Genomic DNA, 19,561 nt, shown 5'->3' with positions numbered 1-19,561 from the left:
AACACGCATCACAAAAACAATAAAAGACCCTATATCCAATGAGGCAATCGGTCATGAATCCTACTTGTCGGCTTAATATCCAGGATGTAATTGATGCAGCTCCAGTCTCGGCGTTTCAGTGGCGTGTACTGGCATGTTGTTTTTTGGTGGTCACCATCGACGGTTTTGATACCGCCGCCATCGGCTTCATTGCTCCGGCTATTCGCCAGCAGTGGCAGTTGGATGCGGTGCATCTGGCTCCGCTGTTCGGTGCCGGTTTATTCGGCCTGACGCTCGGTGCGCTGCTATTTGGCCCGTTGGCAGATCGTTTTGGCCGTAAGCAGGTCATGCAGTTTTGCGTGGCGTTCTTTGGCTTGATGAGCCTGCTGTCTGCCTTTTCACCCGATATGAATACGCTGACGTGGCTGCGTTTTCTGACCGGCTTGGGATTAGGGGGCGCGATGCCGAACACCATCACCCTGACCTCGGAGTTTTTGCCCAAACGGCGGAGGGCGGGATTGGTGACGCTGATGTTCTGCGGCTTCACCATCGGTTCGGCATTGGGTGGGGTGGTGAGCGCGCAACTGGTCCCCTTGATAGGTTGGGAAGGCATTTTGGTGATTGGTGGCGTCCTGCCGCTGGCCTTGCTGGTGGTGCTGTGTTTCGCACTACCGGAATCCCCCCGCTATCTGGTGCTGCGTAATCGTCGGCCGGATAGGGTCGCAGCCATGCTGCACAACATCACTGGGCAAGATTACCGTCATGCCACGTTCTACCTGCCGGAACAACCTGCGGTGAAAAGCTCGGTATCGGCTTTGTTCCAACGCGGTGTATTGCCCGTCACGCTATTGCTGTGGTGCGTGTTCTTTATGAGCCTGATGATCGTCTATCTGCTGTCTAGTTGGCTGCCAACCTTGCTCAATAACAGCGGTATCGATTTGCAGCACGCTTCATGGATCACCGCCATGTTCCAGGTTGGCGGCACGATTGGTGCCATCGTCATCGGCCAGTTGATGGATCGCCGCAATCCCTATTGGGTGCTGGCGACCAGCTACGCCATCGGCGCACTGTTTATCGTACTGATCAGTCTTTCACAAGGGACGATGTGGGGTATGGCCTTTGCGGTGCTGGGGACGGGCATTGGGATCAGCGGTTCGCAGGTGGGGCTGAATGCACTGTCCGCCTCCCTGTATCCAACCTTGTGCCGCGCCACCGGGATCAGTTGGGCCAACGCCGTTGGCCGCTGCGGGGCGATTTTCGGCTCGCTCGGCGGTGGGGTGATGCTGTCGTTTAACCTCTCGTTTTCCACCATTTTCATGTTTATCGCCATCCCGGCTTTGTTAGCCGCCGTCGCACTGGCCTTGCTGTTCAGCCAGGTACGCAGTGTCCGCCAGATTGCCAAGGCGCAGATCGCCCGTGGATGAAGTATTGATAACCCAAAAGGAGCATGTGATGTCTGAGTTGACACCGGCAGTAAAGCAGCAGCGAGCCGATTTTTATCAGCAAATCGACGCGATGGATCTCACGCCGCTGTGGGAGTCTCTGCACAACCTGGTTACCCCCTTACCTAATGCCGGGTGCGTGGCCGCATTATGGAAATATCAGCAAATTCGGCCTTTCCTGCTGCGCAGCGGGCAACTGATTGGCGCCAAAGAGGCGATCCGCCGGGTGTTGGTGCTGGAAAATCCGGCACTGCGGGGCAAATCCTCCATTACACAATCACTGTATGCCGGTTTGCAATTGATCATGCCCGGCGAGATCGCGCCCAGCCACCGCCATACCCAATCGGCGCTCCGGTTTATTGTTGAAGGCCAAGGGGCGTTTACCGCCGTTGAGGGTGAGCGAACCACCATGCATCCAGGGGATTTTATCCTGACCCCGCAGTGGCAATGGCACGATCATGGCAACCCGGGCGAACAGCCGGTGGTGTGGTTGGACGGGCTGGATTTGCCGCTGGTGAACTATCTCGGCTGCGCGTTCGCCGAAGGCTTCCCACAGGAACAGCAGCCGGTGACGCGCCCGGAGAATGACTACCAGCCACGCTATGCGGCCAATATGCTGCCAATGCGCCATCAGGTTGGCAACTCGTCGCCGATCTTCAACTATCGCTATGACCGCAGCCGTGAAGCCCTGGATCAACTGCTGCGCAATGGCCCGTTAGATGAATGTGACGGCATCAAGCTGCGCTATGTCAATCCAGCCACCGGCGGTTCGCCGATGCCAACCATTGCGGCCTTCCTGCAATTACTACCCAACGGATTCAGCAGCGCGAAAATCCGTACTACGGACAGCACGATCTACCATGTGGTGGAAGGGGAAGGCACCGTCACCATCGGCAGTCAGACATTTACCTATGCCGCCAAAGATATTTTCGTCGTTCCTTCCTGGCAACCGCTCAGCTTTGTTACCAACAGCGAAAGCGTGCTGTTCAGCTTCTCCGATCGGCCAGTTCAGCAAGCGCTTGGGCTGCTGCGTGAAGCACGTGGATAACTTGAACGACATCATTAAAGGAAAATCACTATGAGCCAATATCTGTTTACTCCCCCGGCTATCACCGCCGTTCCCGTCGTCGGTAGCAACAGCCTGTTTCCCGTGCACCGCGTGTATTGCGTTGGCCGTAACTATGCGGCCCATGCGCGTGAGATGGGGTTTGATCCCGATCGTGAACCGCCATTCTTTTTCTGCAAACCCGCGGATGCGGTAGTGCCGGTAGCCGATGGGGAAAGCCTGACGCTGGCGTACCCGGCGCAAACCGACAACTATCATTACGAAATCGAATTGGTGGTGGCTATCGGCAAGCGTGGTAGCGATATTCCGGTCGAGCAGGCGCTGGATTATGTTTACGGCTATGCCACCGGGCTGGATATGACCCGCCGCGATCGGCAGATGGAGATGCGCAAGATGGGGCGCCCGTGGGAGATTGGCAAAGCTTTCGATTATTCTGCCCCGATCGCTGCCATCCATCCGGCAGGCAGTGTGAAAGATATCGATCAGGCAGAGATTTGGTTGACGGTCAACGGTGAGGATCACCAGCGCAGCGGGATCGGTAACCTGATCTGGTCGGTGGCGGAAACCATCAGCTATCTGTCCGGTTTCTTTGAACTGCAACCGGGCGATCTGATTTATACCGGCACTCCGGAAGGCGTTGGCCCGGTGGTTCGCGGCGATCGGATCGACGGCGCAGTTGCAGGATTGACGCCCATCCAGGTCACTATTGCCTGACAGGGGGCCAGCATGAAGCTCTACAGTTTTTTTAACAGTTCGGCTGCTTATCGGGTACGTATAGCCCTGGCGATAAAGGGGCTGGATTACCAGAGTGAAGCCGTCAATATCCGCGTAGGCGAGCAGTTGAACCCGGCCTATCGACAGTTGAATCCCATTGGGCTGGTTCCTGCGCTGGTGGATGATAGCGGGCTGGCGTTTGGTCAGTCACTGGCGATTATTGATTATCTCGATCGCCGTTACCCACAACGGCCGCTATTGCCGCAGGAAGAACGCGCGCGAGCTACGGTGCTGGAGATCGCCCTGGCGATTTGCTGCGATATTCATCCAGTCAACAATTTGCGCGTGCTGCGCTATCTGACCGATGAGCTGGGGATTTCAGAGGCCCAGAAGAAAACCTGGTATGCCCATTGGGTTGAGCAGGGGCTGGCTGCCGTCGAGAAGCTGCTGGAGAAAGCGGACTCCGGTGACTATTGCGTAGGCCATGCCCCTACCTTGGCGGATTGCTGCCTGATCCCGCAGTGGGCCAATGCGTTACGTATGGGATGTGATTTGTCGGCTTATCCACGCTGCGCCAGGGTTTATCTTGCCTGCAATGCGCTGGCGGCATTTATTGCAGCGGCGCCAGAACAGCAGCAGGACGTTATCCCGGCTTAAAGCAATAATGAGACCCTACAAGTTTTCTGCTGCTGACGGCGGCTGGAAATGCGTAGGGCAAACATTGGGGAAAAATCATGAGCAAACAGGCAACGGCAATTGTAGTCGGAGGTGGGATTGGTGGCGCAGCTACGGCGCTGTCTTTGGCGAAACAGGGCATCAAGGTGTTGCTGCTGGAGCGTGCCCATGAGATCGGTGAAATTGGGGCTGGCATTCAGCTTGGCCCTAACGCTTTTTCGGCACTCGACAGCCTGGGGGCGGGGCAAGTTGCTCGTCAGCGCGCGGTGTTTACCGATCATATCTCGATGATGGATGCGGTCGATGGTAATGAAGTGGTGCGTATTGATACCGGGCAGGCGTTCCGCGAGCATTTTGGCGGGCCTTATGCGGTGATCCATCGCGTCGATATCCACGATGCGGTCTGGCAGGCGGCACTGGCGAATCCGCTGGTGAGTTATAAAACTTCGACGCAGGTGGTGGATATCCGTATCAACCCGCACGATGTGGAAGTTTTCGATAGCGAGGGCAACCGCTATCAGGCCGATATCCTGCTGGGATGCGATGGCGTGAAGTCGGTAGTGCGCGCCTCACTGTTGAATGACAGCCCACGGGTGACCGGACATGTGGTTTATCGTGCGGTGATTGACGCGGCGGATATGCCAGAGGATTTGCAGATAAACGCGCCGGTGCTGTGGGCCGGGCCGCATTGTCATCTGGTGCATTATCCGCTGCGCGGCGGAGCGCAATATAATCTGGTGGTGACCTTCCACAGCCGCCAGGCGGAAGAGTGGGGCGTTACCGATGGCAGTAAAGAGGAGGTGTTGTCCTATTTTGCCGGCATTCATCCGCGTCCACGCCAGATGTTGGATAAGCCGACCACCTGGCGTCGGTGGGCAACGGCCGACCGTGAGCCGGTGAGTCAATGGGGCAACCAGCGCGTGACATTGGTCGGAGATGCCGCGCACCCGGTGGCGCAATATATGGCGCAAGGGGCCTGCATGGCGCTGGAGGATGCCGTGACGCTCGGGGAAGCCATCGCCCATTGCAACGGAGACTTTGCGGCCGCTTTTGCGTTGTATGAGTCGGTGCGTATCCCGCGTACGGCGCGTATCGTCTGGTCTACCCGTGAAATGGGGCGGTTATATCACGCCAAAGGCGTCGAGCGCTCGGTGCGCAATCTTTTGTGGCAGGGCAAATCGCAGGCAGAGTTCTACCGCGCGTTGGAATGGCTCTATGGCTGGAAGGAGGAGAACTGTCTGCAACCCCGTTAGAAGGCCAGGAAATGGCGGCGTTTTGCGACGCCGCCATAGGGGAAAGTTAGCGTTTAAACCACTTATAATCCAGAGAGTAACGGCCAGCACCGGTGACGGCAAGCAGCAGCAGGCCGGCGATAATGCTGATGTTTTTAAAGAAGTTGATTTCATTGCCGATCATTTCAGCCCCGCTCATGCGCCAGAACGGGTGGCCGATAAAGGCCGTGCCCAGCACATACAGCGCATAAATGATGGCTATCGGCCGGGTGAAGGCCCCCAGCACGATGAAGATACCAAAAATGAACTCCACTACCACGGCGATCACCGCGGCCAGGTAAGGCATCGGCGTACCGTAGCCCTCCATCGCCGTAACCGTGGCACCAAAGTTGGTGAGCTTCATCCAACCGAAAATAAGAAACAGGATCATCAGCAAGATTCTGGACAACAGAATGGTGCCGTCTTTTATACTTTCGCTCATTGTTAACCCCTTTGCCACTACCCAAAATAGGTCGCTGTACCTGGTAAATAGTAGATCAACTTCACATTTTATCTAGGGAGGCCGCCTAAGGGGATTAACGGGATTTCAACAGACGCCGAAGTCATCGTCCTCGTGATACAGGTTCACTTCGTTGGCCTGCACTTCGGTGCGCTGCTCAACCCCCAGTTCGACCCAACTACAGATCAACGCCTCTCCGTCCTCGTCGATAACGGTCATCTTTGGCCCACCGGTCTTACGCTGTACAAAATCACCCACGGTAAATGACATCTCTCTGCTCCTGATCTGTTGGGGGAAACACTGAGTATAGGAGGTCGCAGAAAATATTGTTGCGTAGCGGCACTGCGGGCTGAGCTCGCGTTGAAATGACGTTTGTACCTGAATTGGTTAAGTATTATGCTGATGGCAGATTAATCACTCTGTTTAGGGACTCTCATGACGATTGAAATCCGCCCGGCGGTAAAAGCCGATGCCAAGTTGATTCTGGATATGATCATTGAACTGGCCGTGTATGAAAAAGCCCGCGATGAGGTACGCACCAACCAGGCAGAGATCGAGGAGAGCCTGTTTGGCCCCAACGCCTGCGCTGAGGCGCTGATCTGTAGTGTGAACGGCGAACCGGCAGGTTATGCGGTGTTCTTTATGAGCTATTCCACCTGGTTGGGCAAGAACGGTATCTACCTGGAAGATTTGTATATCACGCCCAAGTTCCGTGGGGCGGGAACGGGCAAAGCCTTGCTGCGTCATATCGCCCAGCTTGCCTGCGAGCGCCGCTGTGGGCGTCTGGAATGGAGCGTGCTGGACTGGAACCAGCCCGCGATTGATTTTTACCTCAGCATTGGTGCCGCCCCGCAGGATGAATGGGTGCGCTATCGTATGGAAGGTAAGGTGCTTGAGCAGTTCGCCATGTCTTGATCTGATCCAACCAGCTTACACGAAGGGGCGCTGCAAGCTGCGCCCGTCTATGTAATCAATGAGTTAGATAGCATATAATATTGCTATCCCAACAAATTCAGCCACTTTTTCATCAATCTTTCCTCCTCTATATTGCCTCTTGTCCTGTGAGGTTCCCTACAACGGCCTTCGATGGGAGGTGCTTCCTCGTCTGGTTACACTAGGGCCAAGAAAAATAAGGAGGTCTTATGCGGGACATTCAACAGGTTTTGGGGCGTTGGGGTGTGTGGGCACGGGAAAGCTCTTCTCTGGGATATTCACATATCGCCGCCGGTTTTAAAGGGCTGCTGCCGGGTAGCACTAAACAGCAGGCTTCTTGCTGTGATGAGGATGGCTTGGTGGTGGATCGCGCGGTGGCTCACCTGCAAGCCATACGCCAGCCGGAGGAGTTGGAGCTGATCTTGCGTTATTACGTTTATGGTCAGTCCAAATCCGCTATTGCTCGCGGCTGGAAATGTTCGGAAGGCCGGGTCAGGCAGCAGATGCAGGTAGCAGAAAGCTTTATTGAGGGGTGTCTGGTCAGTCAGAATATTCGTTTGGAAATGGATAGATAAATAGTTAACGATAATAAAAATAACGACATTTAAAATTGTATTAATTACTACCCCGCAATGCGGGGTGGTTTTGTTATTTTAAATTAATGACAAAAAATAATTTAATAAAAATGTATTCGCTACGAGTTTTATCTAGTAAATTGATAGCGTGGTTATTGCGTTTCGCAGTTGATAAAAATATTTTTAAGAAATAGGCTTCTCGCTACGAAATATATCAGCTAGAGTGCTATTACTGGTTTAACCCAAGGTGATGCACTCTTATCAATAGGGTTAAATCTGGAGGCGCTATGAGCACCTTGCGTATCAATGAGTTATTTGAATCCAGGTTAACAGCCTGGGCAGATGAGAATAATATTAAATACACCTTGGCTAATGTGAACTTTACGGAGCAAGACGACCTGCATCTGGAACCGTTTATTGCTCCCGAGCCTGCGGTGGCGCTAGGTATTTCCCAAGAGGTACAGACCTACAGCGGGAATTACCAGATTAATATTGTGATCAAAAAAGGCGCTGGCGCGAAAACGGGCTACCAACTGGCGGAGGAGATTATCACCTTATTCCCCAGAGGATTGGTGCTGGCGGATGAGGCGTTTAACTGTTACGTCAATGTTGGCGGGAATATCCTGCCGGCGATTGCCAAAGATGAATTATATACCCTGCCGGTTACCATCGGTTATTGGGCCGGGTATTAACGCTACAATAGAGTAGTCAACATCGCTGGGAAAATATTTTCCGGCAAATCAACCCCACCGCCATCCGGCGGTTTTTTTATATCTGAAATTGGAGAATTACCATGGGTTTTGCATTACCAAATGGCGCCACCGTATTTGCTGGCGCGGCAACAGCACCGGGCGTAGTCACCACCGCAGTCAGCAATGCTAACGGCGCCGTATTTACCGTGGCCACCGGCCACACTCTGAAAGTGGGTGACATCGTGTTGGTGCGCTCCGGCTGGGGCCTGATCGACAGCCTGGTGGCCAAGATCACCGCTCAGGTGGATACCAGTGTCACCATTGGCGCGATTAATACCACCGACGTGAGCTTCTTCCCGGCCGGTGGCGGCAAAGGCTCCTTGCAGAAGATTTCCAGCTGGACGCAAATCCCTCAGATTACCGAGGTCGCACAGTCCGGCGGCGATCAGCAATACGTGCAGGTGCAGTTCCTGGAAGACGATCGTCAGCGCAACCTGGCTACCTTCAAGGCGGCCAAAACGCAGACCTTTACCTTTGCGCACGATGCTTCCCAGCCGATCTACAGCCTGCTGCAGGATGCCGATCGCAATGGCGTTACGCTGGCGTTCTATATGCATGTGCCGAAAGCCAAGGAGCTGCGCTACTGGTCTGCGGTGCCGGCTTTTGATCCGCAGCCAACCACTGCGGTAAACCAGGTGGAAACCGTGCAGGTGGCGCTGGCGGTGCAGTCTTGCGATATGACGTTCTATAAAGTGACTGCTTAAACCCGTCTATTTCCCCCTCAGGCTGGGTTGCCCGAGGGGCTAATAGGGATCAGTTAACACCTGTAAACGAGGAAATCATGGTTGAATTTAAATTAAATCCAAACCCGACCTTTAAGGCGGATGTCGCCGTTCCACGCCCGGGGGAAGAAGATGGCGTTCTGAATTTTACGTTTAAACATAAAAAACGTACCCAGCTTGAGCAGTTGGAAAAGTCCTTGCGCGAAACCCTGGATCACCAGAGTGAAACGGGTATTTACAGCAATGAGCCGATGGCGGATTTCTTGTTGGAAATCTGCGCGGGCTGGGCTCTGCCTGACGAATTCAATCGCGAAAACATGTTGGTGCTGTTGGACAACTACCCGCGGGCGTTTGATTCCATTGCCACCCTGTTTACCCGCGAACTGATGGCCGCACGCGGAAAAAACTGATAGCGCTTGCCGAAGCGTTCTATACGCCAGAGCCCGCCATTGAAGATCTCGGCGCCTTTGGCCTGAGCGTTGCCGATTATGATCCGGTGATCGTTGAAATCTGGCCCGATATCTGGCCGGCGTTTCAGGTTTTTCAGGCCATGGGAACGCAGTGGCGCATAGGTATGCAGGGCGTCAGCGGGTTGGATTATAACTGCCTGCCCTGGCTGATGACGCTTTATGGCGTGAGCGATGAGGCAAGCGCGTTCAGTGATATTCGCGTAATGGAAAACGCAGCACTTAAGATCATTCACAGTAAATAACTACTTGCACCAGCGCTGAGCTGGTCGGAGGGCCGTATGGCTAACTCAGATTCTATGTTGCTGCGTCAGAACATCAAGGAGATGCAGCAGAACAATAAAGATTTATCTCTTGTTGCACGCAACTTTGTGGCTGCCACTACCACGATGAAAGCGACGGGCGAGTTATTTAAACTTGGGATCCGGAATACTACTGAGAGTTCCAGCCCTGGTGGAATGCTATTGGTTTCGGCGTTGCATGATTTAACGAAAACAATCAATGGGGATAGGATCAGACAAGAAAATATCCGTAAATCATTGCGTCGATTGCCGGATTATGAACTTAAAGCCGAACCGAAAAAAGAACCTGGTTTGCTGAGTGACTATATTTCAGATAAACAGGCAGAGGCCGCTAGAAAAAGCTGGCAGAGCTATGTGGAAACCGCGACCGATATTTCTGCTGCGGTGGTGCAGGTGGCGAAAGCCAGCCATGAAGGATTGACTGAAATCCTCACCCGATTGATGACCACCGGCCGATTTAGCTTCCACACCTTTTCCTCTTCTATTTTGCAGATGTCCGCCGGGCTATTCAGCAAAATTATTAGCGGGTTTGCGGTTGATAAGGCGGTGAAATGGATCGATTCAACCTTTTTCCCTGCGGCGGATCCTAATAAAACGGCTACGGAAAATGCTGCCAAAATGCCAGCGAGTGGAGCCGATGCAACTGCTTTGGCGGAGGCTGAGGGCGGAGCAGCAACAGGTGACTCCACCAAAGAGAAGTTGAACGGTGATTTGAAAAGCTGGGATGAGTATTTCGCAAGCGTCACCGATGGTTATAAAGAGCTCAATATCATTGGCCAAGCGTTCCACAAAGGATTTTCTGACAATTTGACCGAATTGGTGACGACCGGTAAAGCCAACTTTAAGGAGTTTAGCACGTCGATGATCACCATGATTGTCCAGGTCATTAACCAAATGCTGGTGGCTTATGCCATACAAGCAGCGATGGGATGGATCAAGGGGGCGTTCAGTCCCGCAGCGGACGCAGGATCGGCAAATAACGCCTTCTCTTTGGGCACATACGACAACTTATCGTTTGATTCAGGTGGCTATACCGGCGACGGCGGCAAATACGATCAGGCGGGTGTAGTGCACCGTGGTGAATTCGTGATGACCAAAGAAGCGACCCAGCGTATCGGCGTTGGCAATCTCTACGCCATGATGCGTGGTTACGCAGATGGCGGGCTGGTAGGCAACAAAGCCCCGATGTACGGCTTGGCGGCAGAGCAGGGCGGCGGAATTACGGTTAACAGCACCGTGGTAATGAACAATGACGGCCCATCAAATGCGGCCAATGGCTCTTCTGCCGGTGGCGGCATGGGCAAACTGGTGCAGGGCATCGTCAATCAGGCGATCACCGAACGCCTGGGCAAAGAGCTCAAACCGGGCGGCCTGATCTGGAATGCTTCAGGGGCTCGCTGAATTCCCTTTTAAATCATCAATAGTAACAACCGCAGTCTGGCTCCAACCCTGACTAGTTTCTCCTTATCTCCCCCTCACCCCAACCCTCTCCCCAAAAAGGAGAGGGAGCTGCTGCGGTGCTGTGGTCAGGTACAGAAGCTCACTTGTAGCACGGTCAGTCCCCTCTCCCTGTGGGAGAGGGTTAGGGTGAGGGGGCCATACGGTGACTGGCGGTTATTACTGCTCGGAGTTTTTATGCTTATCGATACTTTCCAATGGCAAACGCAGGCCTCGCCTACCGGCAACTTTGCCCATAACGTCAGAAGTGCGCAGTTTGGCGACGGCTATAAACAGGTCAGCAGCAATGGCCTGAACCAGGCGGTACAGCAGTGGCAGTTGGCCTATACCGGCCATCCTGCCGTGACGCAGTCGATGCTGACCTTTTTAAATCAACACGTTCTGGTGGCCTTTTTCTGGACGCCGCCCAACGGCAAGAAAGCGCTATTTCGCGTCAAGTCGGATTCGATTTCTGTCACGCCGATTGCGCGCAATGTGGAAGCGTTGAGTTTTGCCTTTGAACAAGCCTTCGGCGTATAGGTGCAATCATGTCATTTAACAGTGAAGTGCAAAAGTTGGTGCCAGGGGAGGCGATCCAGCTGATCGAAATTGATGGTACCGCCTTTGGCGCGGCCATCATGCGTTTCCATGCGCACAATATTCCCCACACGCAGGCCGAGATCGCGGCGGCAGGCAACGATGCCCAGCGGCTGAAACCGAAGTCGATCTGGTGGCAGGGCAACGAGTACGAAGCCTATCCCTACGAGATCACCGGTCTGGCGGCAACCAGTGACGGTTCGCAGCCAACACCGAGGCTCAGCGTTGCCAACCTCAGCAATCTGGTGACCTCGCTGTGCCTGACCTTCAACGATATGGTGCAGGCAAAAGTGCGGGTGCATGACACCTTTGCCAAATACCTGGATGCGGTCAATTTCCCCGCGGGAAATGCCCTTGCGGACGCTTCGCAGGAGCGGGTGCAGGTGTTCTATATCGACAGCAAAAGCACCGAAACCAACAGCGTGGTGGAATTCCAGCTCTGTACGCCGTTCGATCTGCAAGGCCAGCAACTGCCATCACGGCAAATTCACGGGCTTTGCACCTGGTGCATCCGGGGCTGGTACCGCAGCGGCAGAGGTTGTGATTACAGCGGCAGCGCCAGCTTTGATAAGGACGACAAACCGATCGACGATCCGGCGTTGGACGTCTGTGGCGGCCGGGTGTCCTCATGTAAAAAACGCTTTGGCGATGCGCAACCCCTGTCCTTTGGTGGCTTCCCAGGCTCCAACCTGCTAGGGAGGTAATGATGCAGGCTGACATCATGCAGGCCATCTGTGAGCATGCCGCAGCGGAATATCCCAATGAGTCCTGCGGTTTTGTGGTGCAGAACGGACGTAAGGCACGCTATCTACCTTGCCGCAATGTAGCGGAAAACGCGTTGGATAACTTTGTTATTTCGCCACAGGACTACGCGCTGGCGGAAGATCACGGCGAGATCATTCGCATCATCCACAGCCACCCTGATGTGCCCGTACTGATCCCTTCAGAGATGGATCGCCTACAGTGCGATCATTCGGGCATTGTCTGGGGCATTCTCTCTTGGCCCGAAGGGGATTATACCGAGGTGGTGCCACGCGGTGAGCGCCCGTTGGTGGGGCGTAGTTGGCTGTTGGGTCATGCCGACTGCTGGTCATTGATCCGCGATTACTATCGCCAGGAACACGGTATCGCGCTGAACGATTACTCGGTGGAACACGAATGGTGGATCGACGGCAAAACCCGCCTGTATGACGATCACTGGTACGACGAAGGGTTCCGGGAGTTTCAGGGGCCGATGCGCGCGGGCGACATGATCATGATGCAGGTTTCGGCCCCGGTCACCAACCACGCGGGCATCTATCTGGGTGACGATATGATGCTGCATCACCTGTTCGGCCAGCTCAGCCAGCGTTATCCCTACAGCGGATATTTTCAGGAGCGGACGGTACGAGTAGTCCGCAGGAAGGAGCTTCTATGATGCAAACAACAAGACTGATCCGGTTGGGCGGCCAACTGGGCAAAAAGTTCGGCAAAACTCATCGGCTGGTGGTGGCGGATACGCGCGAAGCGCTGCGCGCGCTGTGTATTACGCTGCCCGGCTTTGAGAAATTCATGATGAATGCCCATAAGGACGGCGTGCAGTTTGCCTTCTTCAATGGCCCGCAAAATATCGGCCTGGCCGAGTTTGCCACCTCTAAAGGCAGTGCTGATATTCGCATTATGCCGGTGATTGCCGGGAGTAAAAACGGTGGGATGTTCCAGATCGTGATCGGCGTGGCGGCGTTGGTCGGGGCATTCTATACCGCAGGTTGGTCGTTGGGTGCGTGGAGTGGTGCTCTTGGTGCCTCGGGAGCGACAGCGACGCTCAGTGCCTCCGCCGTCGCGGCCGTTACCAACTTAACCCTGTTGGGTTCAACGATGGTACTAGGCGGTGTAATGCAACTGATGACACCACAGCCCAACTTCGGCATGTCCTCTTCCCAGTCGGTAGAAAACAAGCCGTCCTATGCCTTCGGTTCACCGGTCAACACCACGGCGCAGGGCTACCCGGTGCCGGTGTTGTACGGCGAACGGGAAATCGGTGGTGCGGTAATTTCTGCCGGTATCTACGCCGAAAATCAGCAATAACTCCCTTTAGGGCAATTTTCTCCAGGTCGCATTCGCGACCTTTTTTTATGGGCGCAATATGACAAAGATACTTATTCATGGGCGCAAGGGCGGTGGTGGATCGGCGCATACGCCGGTTGAATCCCCCGATGATTTGCAGTCCAACGCTAAAATCAAAATCCTGCTGGCGCTGTCCGAAGGGGAGATTGCCGGTGAGTTGGACGGCACACGCATCTTGCTCGATGGCACCCCGGTACATAATCCCGACGGCAGCGAAAACTTTACCGGCCTGAAATGGGAGGTACGTAACGGTACCCAGACTCAGGACTATATCCAGGGTATGCCGGATGTGGAGTCTGAGACGCCGGTCAACGTCAAGCTGACCACCACCAACGTCTGGACCAAGACGCTCACCAATACCGATATCGATGCGCTACGCATTCGCATGGGTTTCCCGGCGCTGTTCCAGCAGGAAGATAACGGGGATATGAACGGCTCGCAGGTGGAATATCTGATCGAGCTTTCTACTGACGGCGGAGCCTATAAAACCGTGGTCACCGGCACGTTAAAGGGCAAAACCACCAGCCTGTACGAACGCGATCACCGGATTAATTTGCCGAAAGCGAGCACTAGCTGGACGCTGCGCATCAAGCGCATGACCCCAGACTCAACCAGCAGCAAGCTGGTAAACACCACCCAGATCCAGACCTACACCGAGATCGTGGACGCCAAGTTCCGCTATCCCAACACCGCCTTGCTGTTTATCGAGTTCGATGCCCAGCAGTTCAGTTCAGTGCCAAAAATTACGCTCAAGCCGAAGGGTAAAATCATCCGCGTACCGGCCAACTACGATCCGCTGGCGCGGACCTATAGCGGCAATTGGGATGGCAGCTTCAAGTGGGCCTGGAGCAACAACCCGGCCTGGGTGTTTTATGACATTGCGCTGGACAAGAATTATGGCTTAGGCAATCGGATCACCGCCGCCGAGATCGACAAATGGGGGCTGTACAGCATTGCGCAGTATTGCGATCAGCAGATTGATGATGGCTTAGGGGGCGGAGGTAAAGAGCCGCGTTTTATGTGCGACGTATATATCCAGTCGCAGCAGGATGCCTATACCGTATTACGCGATATCGCCGCCATCTTCCGCGGCATCACCTACTGGGGCAACGACCAGCTGTTTGCCTATGCTGACATGCCACGCGATGTGGATTTCGTCTATTCGCGGGCTAACGTCATCGGTGGCGAATTTGCCTATGCATCTGGTTCTTACAAAAATCGCTATACCTCGGCATTGGTGAAATGGGGGGATCCGGCCAACCATTACGCTGACGCAGTGGAAGCGGCTTACGACAACGAACTGGTGAAGCGCTACGGCGTCAATCAGACCGAAATCACTGCCATCGGTTGCACGCGGCGGACAGAGGCTCACCGCCGTGGGCGTTGGGCGATCCTGAGTAACGCCAAAGATCGTACCGTCAGCTTTACCGTTGGCCTGGACGGCAATATTCCGTTGCCTGCGCGCATCATCGGTATTGCGGATGCCATGCTGGCAGGCAAGGCTAACGGTGGGCGCATCCATTCCGCGCAGGATCGCGTGGTGGTGCTGGATCGTGAGGTGACCTTTGGCAAGGGCGATCGCCTGATCGTCAATCTGCCGGACGGCACGGCACAAACTCGCACCATCGCCAGTATTGCCGCGGATAAGCTGACCGTAACGCTGACCGCTCCGTTCCGCCAGCAGCCTGAGGCTGAAGCGGTCTGGAGTATTGATTCCGACAGCCTGGCGATCCAGCAGTTCCGCGTGGTGTCGGTACAGTCCAACGATGACGGCACTTTCGCCATTAACGCCGTTGAGCACGATCCGGATAAATACGAGTTTATCGATAACGGCGTTCGCCTGGATACGCCGCCGATCACCGTCACGCCACCAGGAGCGATGCCTGCTCCGGCGAACATCGTCATCTCGCGTTACGACTACGTCAGCCAGGGGATTAACGTTGCCTCGATGCGTGTGCAGTGGCGTGCTGTTGCCGGTGCGGTGAACTATGAGGCCCAGTGGCGCAAAGATAATGGCAACTGGGTGAACGTAGGATCAACGCCTTCGCTGGGGTTCGATGTTAACGGTATTTATGCCGGTAACTACGACGTACGGGTACGAGCGGTGAATGCGGTGGGCGTTTCCTCGCAGTGGGGCCACGCCGAACCGAGCTATCTGGCAGGGAAAGCCGGTTCACCACCCACTATTATCTCGTTGACGGCAACCAAGGACGTGGTGTTCGGCATCCAGCTGTCCTGGCGATTTGGCCAGAACTCTGCCGACGGCCTGAAAACCACCCTGACGGTAGCCACCCGGCCAGATTTCGCCGACGAACGCTTGCTGGCCGACGTGCCTTACCCACAGCATCGCTATGACATGCAGGGACTGCGTGCCGGGCAGGTGTTGTACTTCCGTGCGGCATTCACCGACAAAACCGGCAACCAGTCCGATTGGAGTGAGTTTGTACGTGGGATGGCCTCGGATAGCGCGGACGTGGTGCTGGCACAAATCGCGCAAAGCATTACCGAAACCGAACTGGGCAAAGATCTGTTGGAGAAGATCAACAGCCTGCCTTCGGATCAGAACGTCCAGGATCTGGCCGAGAAAATTGCCCAGGCGCAGGCCGATATCGAGGCGAACAGGGACGCGCTGCAAGGAGATGTCGACACCCTGCAAGCGGCGCTGAACAAGGTTAACGCCGAGCTGGCCGGCAGGAATGCCGATCTGAGCAATGCCGTCGAGGTGCTGCAACAGGATTTGACGCAGCTGGGCAAAGCCGCCATCGAAAATAGCCTGACCATCGAGCATAACCGCCAAAACCTCTCGCAGGCCCAAGAGGCGCTGAATAGCGACATCAAGGACGCCCGTGGGGAAATTGACAGCACTCGAGCCAACCTGGTGCGTGCGGATGCTGAACTGCAAGCCAAGGTCGATGCTCTTACCGGTGGCACCAACGCGGCTATAGCCGAGGTCGTTTCGCAAATCACCCAATTGCAGGATGGCGACCAGCAGTTAGCCAGCAAGCTTGACGTGGTGATTGCCAAGGCTGACGGGAACGCCGCGCAAATCGCGCAGGAGAAAGCGGCGCGTGTTGATGCCGATGGGGCGTTGGCCAAGGATATCAGCTCGGTTAAAGCCACGGCGGATAATCAGCAGGGTTTGATTATCAAGCTGGAGCAGGCGCAGGCCGATGCTGATTCGGCACTGGCTAAAGTAGAGTCCAACGTCTCCGCCAATGCCAAGACGATCGGTGCCAACAAGCTTGAGCAGGATAAGGTTAATTCGCAGGTCACGCAGAAAACTGAGGCACTGGCCGATCAGCAGAAAACGCAGGGCCAGCAGCTCAGCGGGCTGACTTCTGAATTTAGCGAGAACCGTGCAGAGGTCACCCAGCAACTGAAAACGTTGGCGGCGACCGATTCGGCCCAGGCTCAGCAGATTTCCGGGTTGCAAGCCAGCGCGGGCAGCAACAGCGCGGCTATTCAGGCAGAGGCGAAATCCCGAGCCGATGCCGACGGTGCGTTAAGCCAGCGGGTTGATGTGATCCAGGCTACCGGCCAGGACAATGCGGCCGCCATCACCCGTCTTGGACTGGCGCAAACCGATGCCGAAAGCAGCACGGCTAGCCTGCAACAGGCTTTGGAGGCTACGGCTAAGGCGAATATCGAACAGGCGCTCAAGCAGGATAATGATGTCCAACGTTTGGACGAAAGTAGCGCCCGGCTAACTACGGCACAAACCGTTTTCGCCGATCGGCAGCAGGCGCAGGCTCAGCAGATCACGCAGTTGGATGCGAACTTTGGTGACGTATCTGCGCAATTGCAGCAGGAGATCACCACCAGAGCCAGCGAGACTGGCGCGTTGTCGCAACGCTTTGACCACCTTAGCGCAGATGTCGGCAGCAATCAGGCCGAGGTGAATCAGCGTTTGCAGGCGCTGGTAGACAGCGGCAGTGCGCAAGCCTCGCTCATCACGGGGCTGGCAGCGGCCAGTGGCGAGAATCAAGCCGCGATTGCCACTGAATCGCAGGCACGGGCTACGGCGGATGAAGCGCTTTCCCGGCAATTGAACTCGCTGGATTCTACCGTTGGGCAAAATGCGGCGGCCATCAATGAACGGTTACAGACGCTGGCCAATCAAGACTCGGCTATGGCGGAGCAAATTGGTTCACTGACGGCAACATCAGGCGAGAACAGCTCAGCGATCGGTGAACTGAAGCAGGCGCAGAGCGACTCGGCCGGTTCGCAGGCCACGCTCAGCAGCTCTTTAGAGGCCATCGCCAAGGCGGATATTGAGCAGTCGTTAAAGCAGGCTGAAGACGTTATCAGCAATGATGTCGTCACCGCATCGATCAAAACTCAGCAAAACGTGATGGCGGACGATCAGCGCGCCCAAGCGCAGCAGATCACCGAATTACGGGCGAGCTTTGGTGATGTTGATGCGCGTTTGATGACGGAACTGACGGTACGTGCGGAAGCCGACAAGGCGTTATCCCAGCAGGTGACCGCGCTCGCAGGCTCCGTTGGGGACAACAATGCCCAACTCAATCAGCAACTGCAGGTGCTGGTGGATACGGACAGTGCCCAAGCCAAGTTGATAAGCGATCTGACCAGCCGAACAGGGATGAATGAGGCTTCGCTTACCTCCCTGAGCCAAACGCTGACCGATAGCAATAGTGCGACGGCTCAGCAAATCGGTGCTTTGCAATCCGCCACCGGTGACAATGCTTCGGCCATTATCTCGCTGTCGAAAACCGTGACCGATAACCAATCGGCAACGGCTAACGATATCAAGCTATTGAATACGGCGGTGGGTGATAACAAGGCTGCGGTCCAGCAGGTGAGTTCTGCGCAGGCTACTTTGGATGGCAAGGTATCGGCAACCTGGTCAGTAAAAGTTGAAACCAGCAAGAAGGGGGAAAGCAGCGTTGCCGGCTTGGCATTGGGGGTGGATGACGCAGGGAATCGACAATTCCTGGTGCGGGCTGACCGATTTGCCTTGGTAACCAAAGACGAAGGGAATGTGGCAGTTCCTTTTGCCGTGCAAAATGGCCAGACGTTTATTAACTCGGCGTTTATTGCAGATGGGACGATTACTAATGCGAAAATCAGTAACGCAGCAATAACCACGGCCAAAATTGGTGATGCTCAAGTAGATACGTTAAGAATAAAAGGTAATTCAGTTATCGTACCTGCGGCATTTGAGTGGCAAGGGGGGGCATATGCTAACGATACTGAATATACCATTATTGATGGTGTGATTTCGTTGGACTACGGTGCCCAATTGATTATGGTGGCGGCATTAAGGCAAAGTTACTTTAATACTGAGCGACATACGAGGGCGATGCTCTATTTGAATGGTAGCCAGGTTGCTGATTTTTCTGCTGGAGCCCCTAATGATAGCCCTGTCATGATGGCGACAACCTATGCCAATGCTGGCGTACATCGGTTTACCATAAAATGGTGGGCGTGGAAGGATGTGGTTTTAAATAAGGCGACATTAGCCGTGTGGGGGGCTATGCGATGAGTGAGAAATTCACGTTCTATGATGGTAATGGATTGATTAGACAATTTGCCACATGCCGTCGATGTGATGCAGAACTAACCGCGCAATTCAATAAATGGTTTTTTTATGATGGCCATATTGACGGCGAGGAATTCTATTTTCTTAATCATAATAAAACTGCACGGCCTGATTTAATCAGGTTTGATAATGGAAGGTTAAAGGGTGTACCTAAGGGCACGGTTTTCCTTATCGATCAGCAAGAGTATGTCTCAGACGGAACTGATGTAGAAATTAATTTTAAACATACCGGTAACTATAGGATTTCATCTAATCCATTTCCAGCTAAACGATTTGAGGTGATTGTTGACTATGAAATTAACGGCGAGAAAAGACTATAAAGAGGAACGGCGTAAGGTATATATGGATGTGGGTGATCAACTGGATGCTATTTTGGAAGTTGTAAAAAAGCTTAAAGAGAATGGGATGGCACTTCCAGAAAAAACTGAACGTTGGATTTTACATTGTAACGAAATTAAGACTTCAATAAGTAAATAATTATTTGCTAAATATTTTTTTTG

21 protein-coding genes are annotated in these 19,561 nt (G+C 54.4%); 19 read left to right on the top strand and 2 right to left on the bottom strand.

From position 1 onward, the window contains the following. The first annotated feature begins 53 nt into the window (after positions 1-53). From ACRDCA_RS28220 to ACRDCA_RS28200, 5 genes are all read left to right on the top strand, one after another. Positions 54-1,403, top strand: a complete 1,350-nt coding sequence (locus ACRDCA_RS28220) for an MFS transporter (RefSeq protein ID WP_438692451.1) — start codon at positions 54-56, stop codon at positions 1,401-1,403. 28 nt (positions 1,404-1,431) lie between these two features. Continuing rightward, complete coding sequence (gene gtdA, locus ACRDCA_RS28215; protein ID WP_438692450.1) at positions 1,432-2,469, top strand: gentisate 1,2-dioxygenase; 1,038 nt, start codon at positions 1,432-1,434, stop codon at positions 2,467-2,469. Between the two features lie 30 nt (positions 2,470-2,499). Continuing rightward, on the top strand, positions 2,500-3,201 hold the full coding sequence (locus ACRDCA_RS28210; RefSeq protein ID WP_438692449.1) for a fumarylacetoacetate hydrolase family protein: 702 nt from the start codon (positions 2,500-2,502) through the stop codon (positions 3,199-3,201). 12 nt (positions 3,202-3,213) lie between these two features. Next, positions 3,214-3,858, top strand: coding sequence for a maleylacetoacetate isomerase (gene maiA, locus ACRDCA_RS28205; RefSeq protein WP_438692448.1), 645 nt, complete (start codon positions 3,214-3,216; stop codon positions 3,856-3,858). A gap of 77 nt (positions 3,859-3,935) precedes the next feature. Then, the gene (locus ACRDCA_RS28200) at positions 3,936-5,129 is read left to right on the top strand and encodes a 3-hydroxybenzoate 6-monooxygenase (protein ID WP_438692447.1); all 1,194 of its coding nucleotides are present in this window, start codon (positions 3,936-3,938) and stop codon (positions 5,127-5,129) included. A 46-nt stretch (positions 5,130-5,175) separates the two neighbouring features. Here ACRDCA_RS28200 and ACRDCA_RS28195 read toward each other — a convergent pair whose 3' ends face one another. Then, on the bottom strand, positions 5,176-5,589 hold the full coding sequence (locus tag ACRDCA_RS28195; protein WP_438692446.1) for a DoxX family protein: 414 nt from the start codon (positions 5,587-5,589) through the stop codon (positions 5,176-5,178). A gap of 105 nt (positions 5,590-5,694) precedes the next feature. After that, a complete protein-coding gene (locus tag ACRDCA_RS28190) occupies positions 5,695-5,877 on the bottom strand; it encodes a YodC family protein (protein ID WP_438692445.1) in 183 nt (60 codons plus the stop codon). A 165-nt stretch (positions 5,878-6,042) separates the two neighbouring features. On the opposite strand from ACRDCA_RS28190, the gene ACRDCA_RS28185 reads away from it, so the two are divergent. From ACRDCA_RS28185 to ACRDCA_RS28120, 14 genes are all read left to right on the top strand, one after another. Further along, positions 6,043-6,522, top strand: coding sequence for a GNAT family N-acetyltransferase (locus ACRDCA_RS28185; RefSeq protein ID WP_024530931.1), 480 nt, complete (start codon positions 6,043-6,045; stop codon positions 6,520-6,522). A gap of 227 nt (positions 6,523-6,749) precedes the next feature. Continuing rightward, complete coding sequence (locus ACRDCA_RS28180; RefSeq protein ID WP_025119677.1) at positions 6,750-7,115, top strand: antiterminator Q family protein; 366 nt, start codon at positions 6,750-6,752, stop codon at positions 7,113-7,115. Positions 7,116-7,402: 287 nt separating this feature from the next. After that, positions 7,403-7,807: a phage tail terminator-like protein gene (locus ACRDCA_RS28175; RefSeq protein ID WP_438692444.1), complete on the top strand. Its 405-nt coding sequence runs from the start codon at positions 7,403-7,405 to the stop codon at positions 7,805-7,807. A gap of 101 nt (positions 7,808-7,908) precedes the next feature. Then, entirely contained in the window at positions 7,909-8,571 is a 663-nt protein-coding gene (locus ACRDCA_RS28170; protein ID WP_438692443.1) for a phage tail protein, read from the top strand. Between the two features lie 74 nt (positions 8,572-8,645). Continuing rightward, on the top strand, positions 8,646-8,999 hold the full coding sequence (locus ACRDCA_RS28165) for a phage tail assembly chaperone (RefSeq protein ID WP_438692524.1): 354 nt from the start codon (positions 8,646-8,648) through the stop codon (positions 8,997-8,999). After that, positions 8,999-9,301, top strand: coding sequence for a DUF1799 domain-containing protein (locus tag ACRDCA_RS28160; RefSeq protein ID WP_438692523.1), 303 nt, complete (start codon positions 8,999-9,001; stop codon positions 9,299-9,301). The genes ACRDCA_RS28165 and ACRDCA_RS28160 overlap by 1 nt, the downstream gene beginning before the upstream one ends. A 36-nt stretch (positions 9,302-9,337) precedes the next feature. Further along, entirely contained in the window at positions 9,338-10,759 is a 1,422-nt protein-coding gene (locus ACRDCA_RS28155) for a phage tail tape measure protein (RefSeq protein ID WP_438692442.1), read from the top strand. A gap of 234 nt (positions 10,760-10,993) precedes the next feature. Then, complete coding sequence (locus ACRDCA_RS28150) at positions 10,994-11,335, top strand: phage tail protein (protein WP_438692441.1); 342 nt, start codon at positions 10,994-10,996, stop codon at positions 11,333-11,335. A gap of 8 nt (positions 11,336-11,343) precedes the next feature. Next, complete coding sequence (locus ACRDCA_RS28145) at positions 11,344-12,096, top strand: phage minor tail protein L (RefSeq protein WP_438692440.1); 753 nt, start codon at positions 11,344-11,346, stop codon at positions 12,094-12,096. A gap of 2 nt (positions 12,097-12,098) precedes the next feature. Further along, complete coding sequence (locus ACRDCA_RS28140) at positions 12,099-12,809, top strand: C40 family peptidase (protein ID WP_438692522.1); 711 nt, start codon at positions 12,099-12,101, stop codon at positions 12,807-12,809. Then, on the top strand, positions 12,809-13,459 hold the full coding sequence (locus tag ACRDCA_RS28135) for a tail assembly protein (protein WP_438692521.1): 651 nt from the start codon (positions 12,809-12,811) through the stop codon (positions 13,457-13,459). The genes ACRDCA_RS28140 and ACRDCA_RS28135 overlap by 1 nt, the downstream gene beginning before the upstream one ends. A 58-nt stretch (positions 13,460-13,517) precedes the next feature. Beyond that, positions 13,518-19,004, top strand: a complete 5,487-nt coding sequence (gene gpJ, locus ACRDCA_RS28130; RefSeq protein ID WP_438692439.1) for a TipJ family phage tail tip protein — start codon at positions 13,518-13,520, stop codon at positions 19,002-19,004. Beyond that, complete coding sequence (locus ACRDCA_RS28125) at positions 19,001-19,381, top strand: hypothetical protein (RefSeq protein ID WP_438692438.1); 381 nt, start codon at positions 19,001-19,003, stop codon at positions 19,379-19,381. Before gpJ ends, ACRDCA_RS28125 begins: the two co-directional genes overlap by 4 nt. Then, positions 19,353-19,538: a hypothetical protein gene (locus tag ACRDCA_RS28120; RefSeq protein WP_438692437.1), complete on the top strand. Its 186-nt coding sequence runs from the start codon at positions 19,353-19,355 to the stop codon at positions 19,536-19,538. The genes ACRDCA_RS28125 and ACRDCA_RS28120 overlap by 29 nt, the downstream gene beginning before the upstream one ends. Positions 19,539-19,561 lie beyond the last annotated feature (23 nt).

It is taken from the genome of Serratia sp. (in: enterobacteria) (assembly GCF_051654945.1).
GTDB lineage: Bacteria > Pseudomonadota > Gammaproteobacteria > Enterobacterales > Enterobacteriaceae > Chania.
This window is presented reverse-complemented; position numbering and strand designations above follow the sequence as displayed.

Excerpts from the sequence above, each read along its gene's own strand:
- ACRDCA_RS28220 (WP_438692451.1), top strand. The coding sequence starts at position 54 with ATGAATCCTACTTGTCGGCTTAATATCCAGGATGTAATTGATGCAGCT.
- gtdA (WP_438692450.1), top strand. The coding sequence starts at position 1,432 with ATGTCTGAGTTGACACCGGCAGTAAAGCAGCAGCGAGCCGATTTTTAT.
- ACRDCA_RS28210 (WP_438692449.1), top strand. The coding sequence starts at position 2,500 with ATGAGCCAATATCTGTTTACTCCCCCGGCTATCACCGCCGTTCCCGTC.
- maiA (WP_438692448.1), top strand. The coding sequence starts at position 3,214 with ATGAAGCTCTACAGTTTTTTTAACAGTTCGGCTGCTTATCGGGTACGT.
- ACRDCA_RS28200 (WP_438692447.1), top strand. The coding sequence starts at position 3,936 with ATGAGCAAACAGGCAACGGCAATTGTAGTCGGAGGTGGGATTGGTGGC.
- ACRDCA_RS28195 (WP_438692446.1), bottom strand. The coding sequence starts at position 5,589 with ATGAGCGAAAGTATAAAAGACGGCACCATTCTGTTGTCCAGAATCTTG.
- ACRDCA_RS28190 (WP_438692445.1), bottom strand. The coding sequence starts at position 5,877 with ATGTCATTTACCGTGGGTGATTTTGTACAGCGTAAGACCGGTGGGCCA.
- ACRDCA_RS28185 (WP_024530931.1), top strand. The coding sequence starts at position 6,043 with ATGACGATTGAAATCCGCCCGGCGGTAAAAGCCGATGCCAAGTTGATT.
- ACRDCA_RS28180 (WP_025119677.1), top strand. The coding sequence starts at position 6,750 with ATGCGGGACATTCAACAGGTTTTGGGGCGTTGGGGTGTGTGGGCACGG.
- ACRDCA_RS28175 (WP_438692444.1), top strand. The coding sequence starts at position 7,403 with ATGAGCACCTTGCGTATCAATGAGTTATTTGAATCCAGGTTAACAGCC.
- ACRDCA_RS28170 (WP_438692443.1), top strand. The coding sequence starts at position 7,909 with ATGGGTTTTGCATTACCAAATGGCGCCACCGTATTTGCTGGCGCGGCA.
- ACRDCA_RS28155 (WP_438692442.1), top strand. The coding sequence starts at position 9,338 with ATGGCTAACTCAGATTCTATGTTGCTGCGTCAGAACATCAAGGAGATG.
- ACRDCA_RS28150 (WP_438692441.1), top strand. The coding sequence starts at position 10,994 with ATGCTTATCGATACTTTCCAATGGCAAACGCAGGCCTCGCCTACCGGC.
- ACRDCA_RS28145 (WP_438692440.1), top strand. The coding sequence starts at position 11,344 with ATGTCATTTAACAGTGAAGTGCAAAAGTTGGTGCCAGGGGAGGCGATC.
- ACRDCA_RS28140 (WP_438692522.1), top strand. The coding sequence starts at position 12,099 with ATGCAGGCTGACATCATGCAGGCCATCTGTGAGCATGCCGCAGCGGAA.
- ACRDCA_RS28135 (WP_438692521.1), top strand. The coding sequence starts at position 12,809 with ATGCAAACAACAAGACTGATCCGGTTGGGCGGCCAACTGGGCAAAAAG.
- gpJ (WP_438692439.1), top strand. The coding sequence starts at position 13,518 with ATGACAAAGATACTTATTCATGGGCGCAAGGGCGGTGGTGGATCGGCG.
- ACRDCA_RS28125 (WP_438692438.1), top strand. The coding sequence starts at position 19,001 with ATGAGTGAGAAATTCACGTTCTATGATGGTAATGGATTGATTAGACAA.
- ACRDCA_RS28120 (WP_438692437.1), top strand. The coding sequence starts at position 19,353 with ATGAAATTAACGGCGAGAAAAGACTATAAAGAGGAACGGCGTAAGGTA.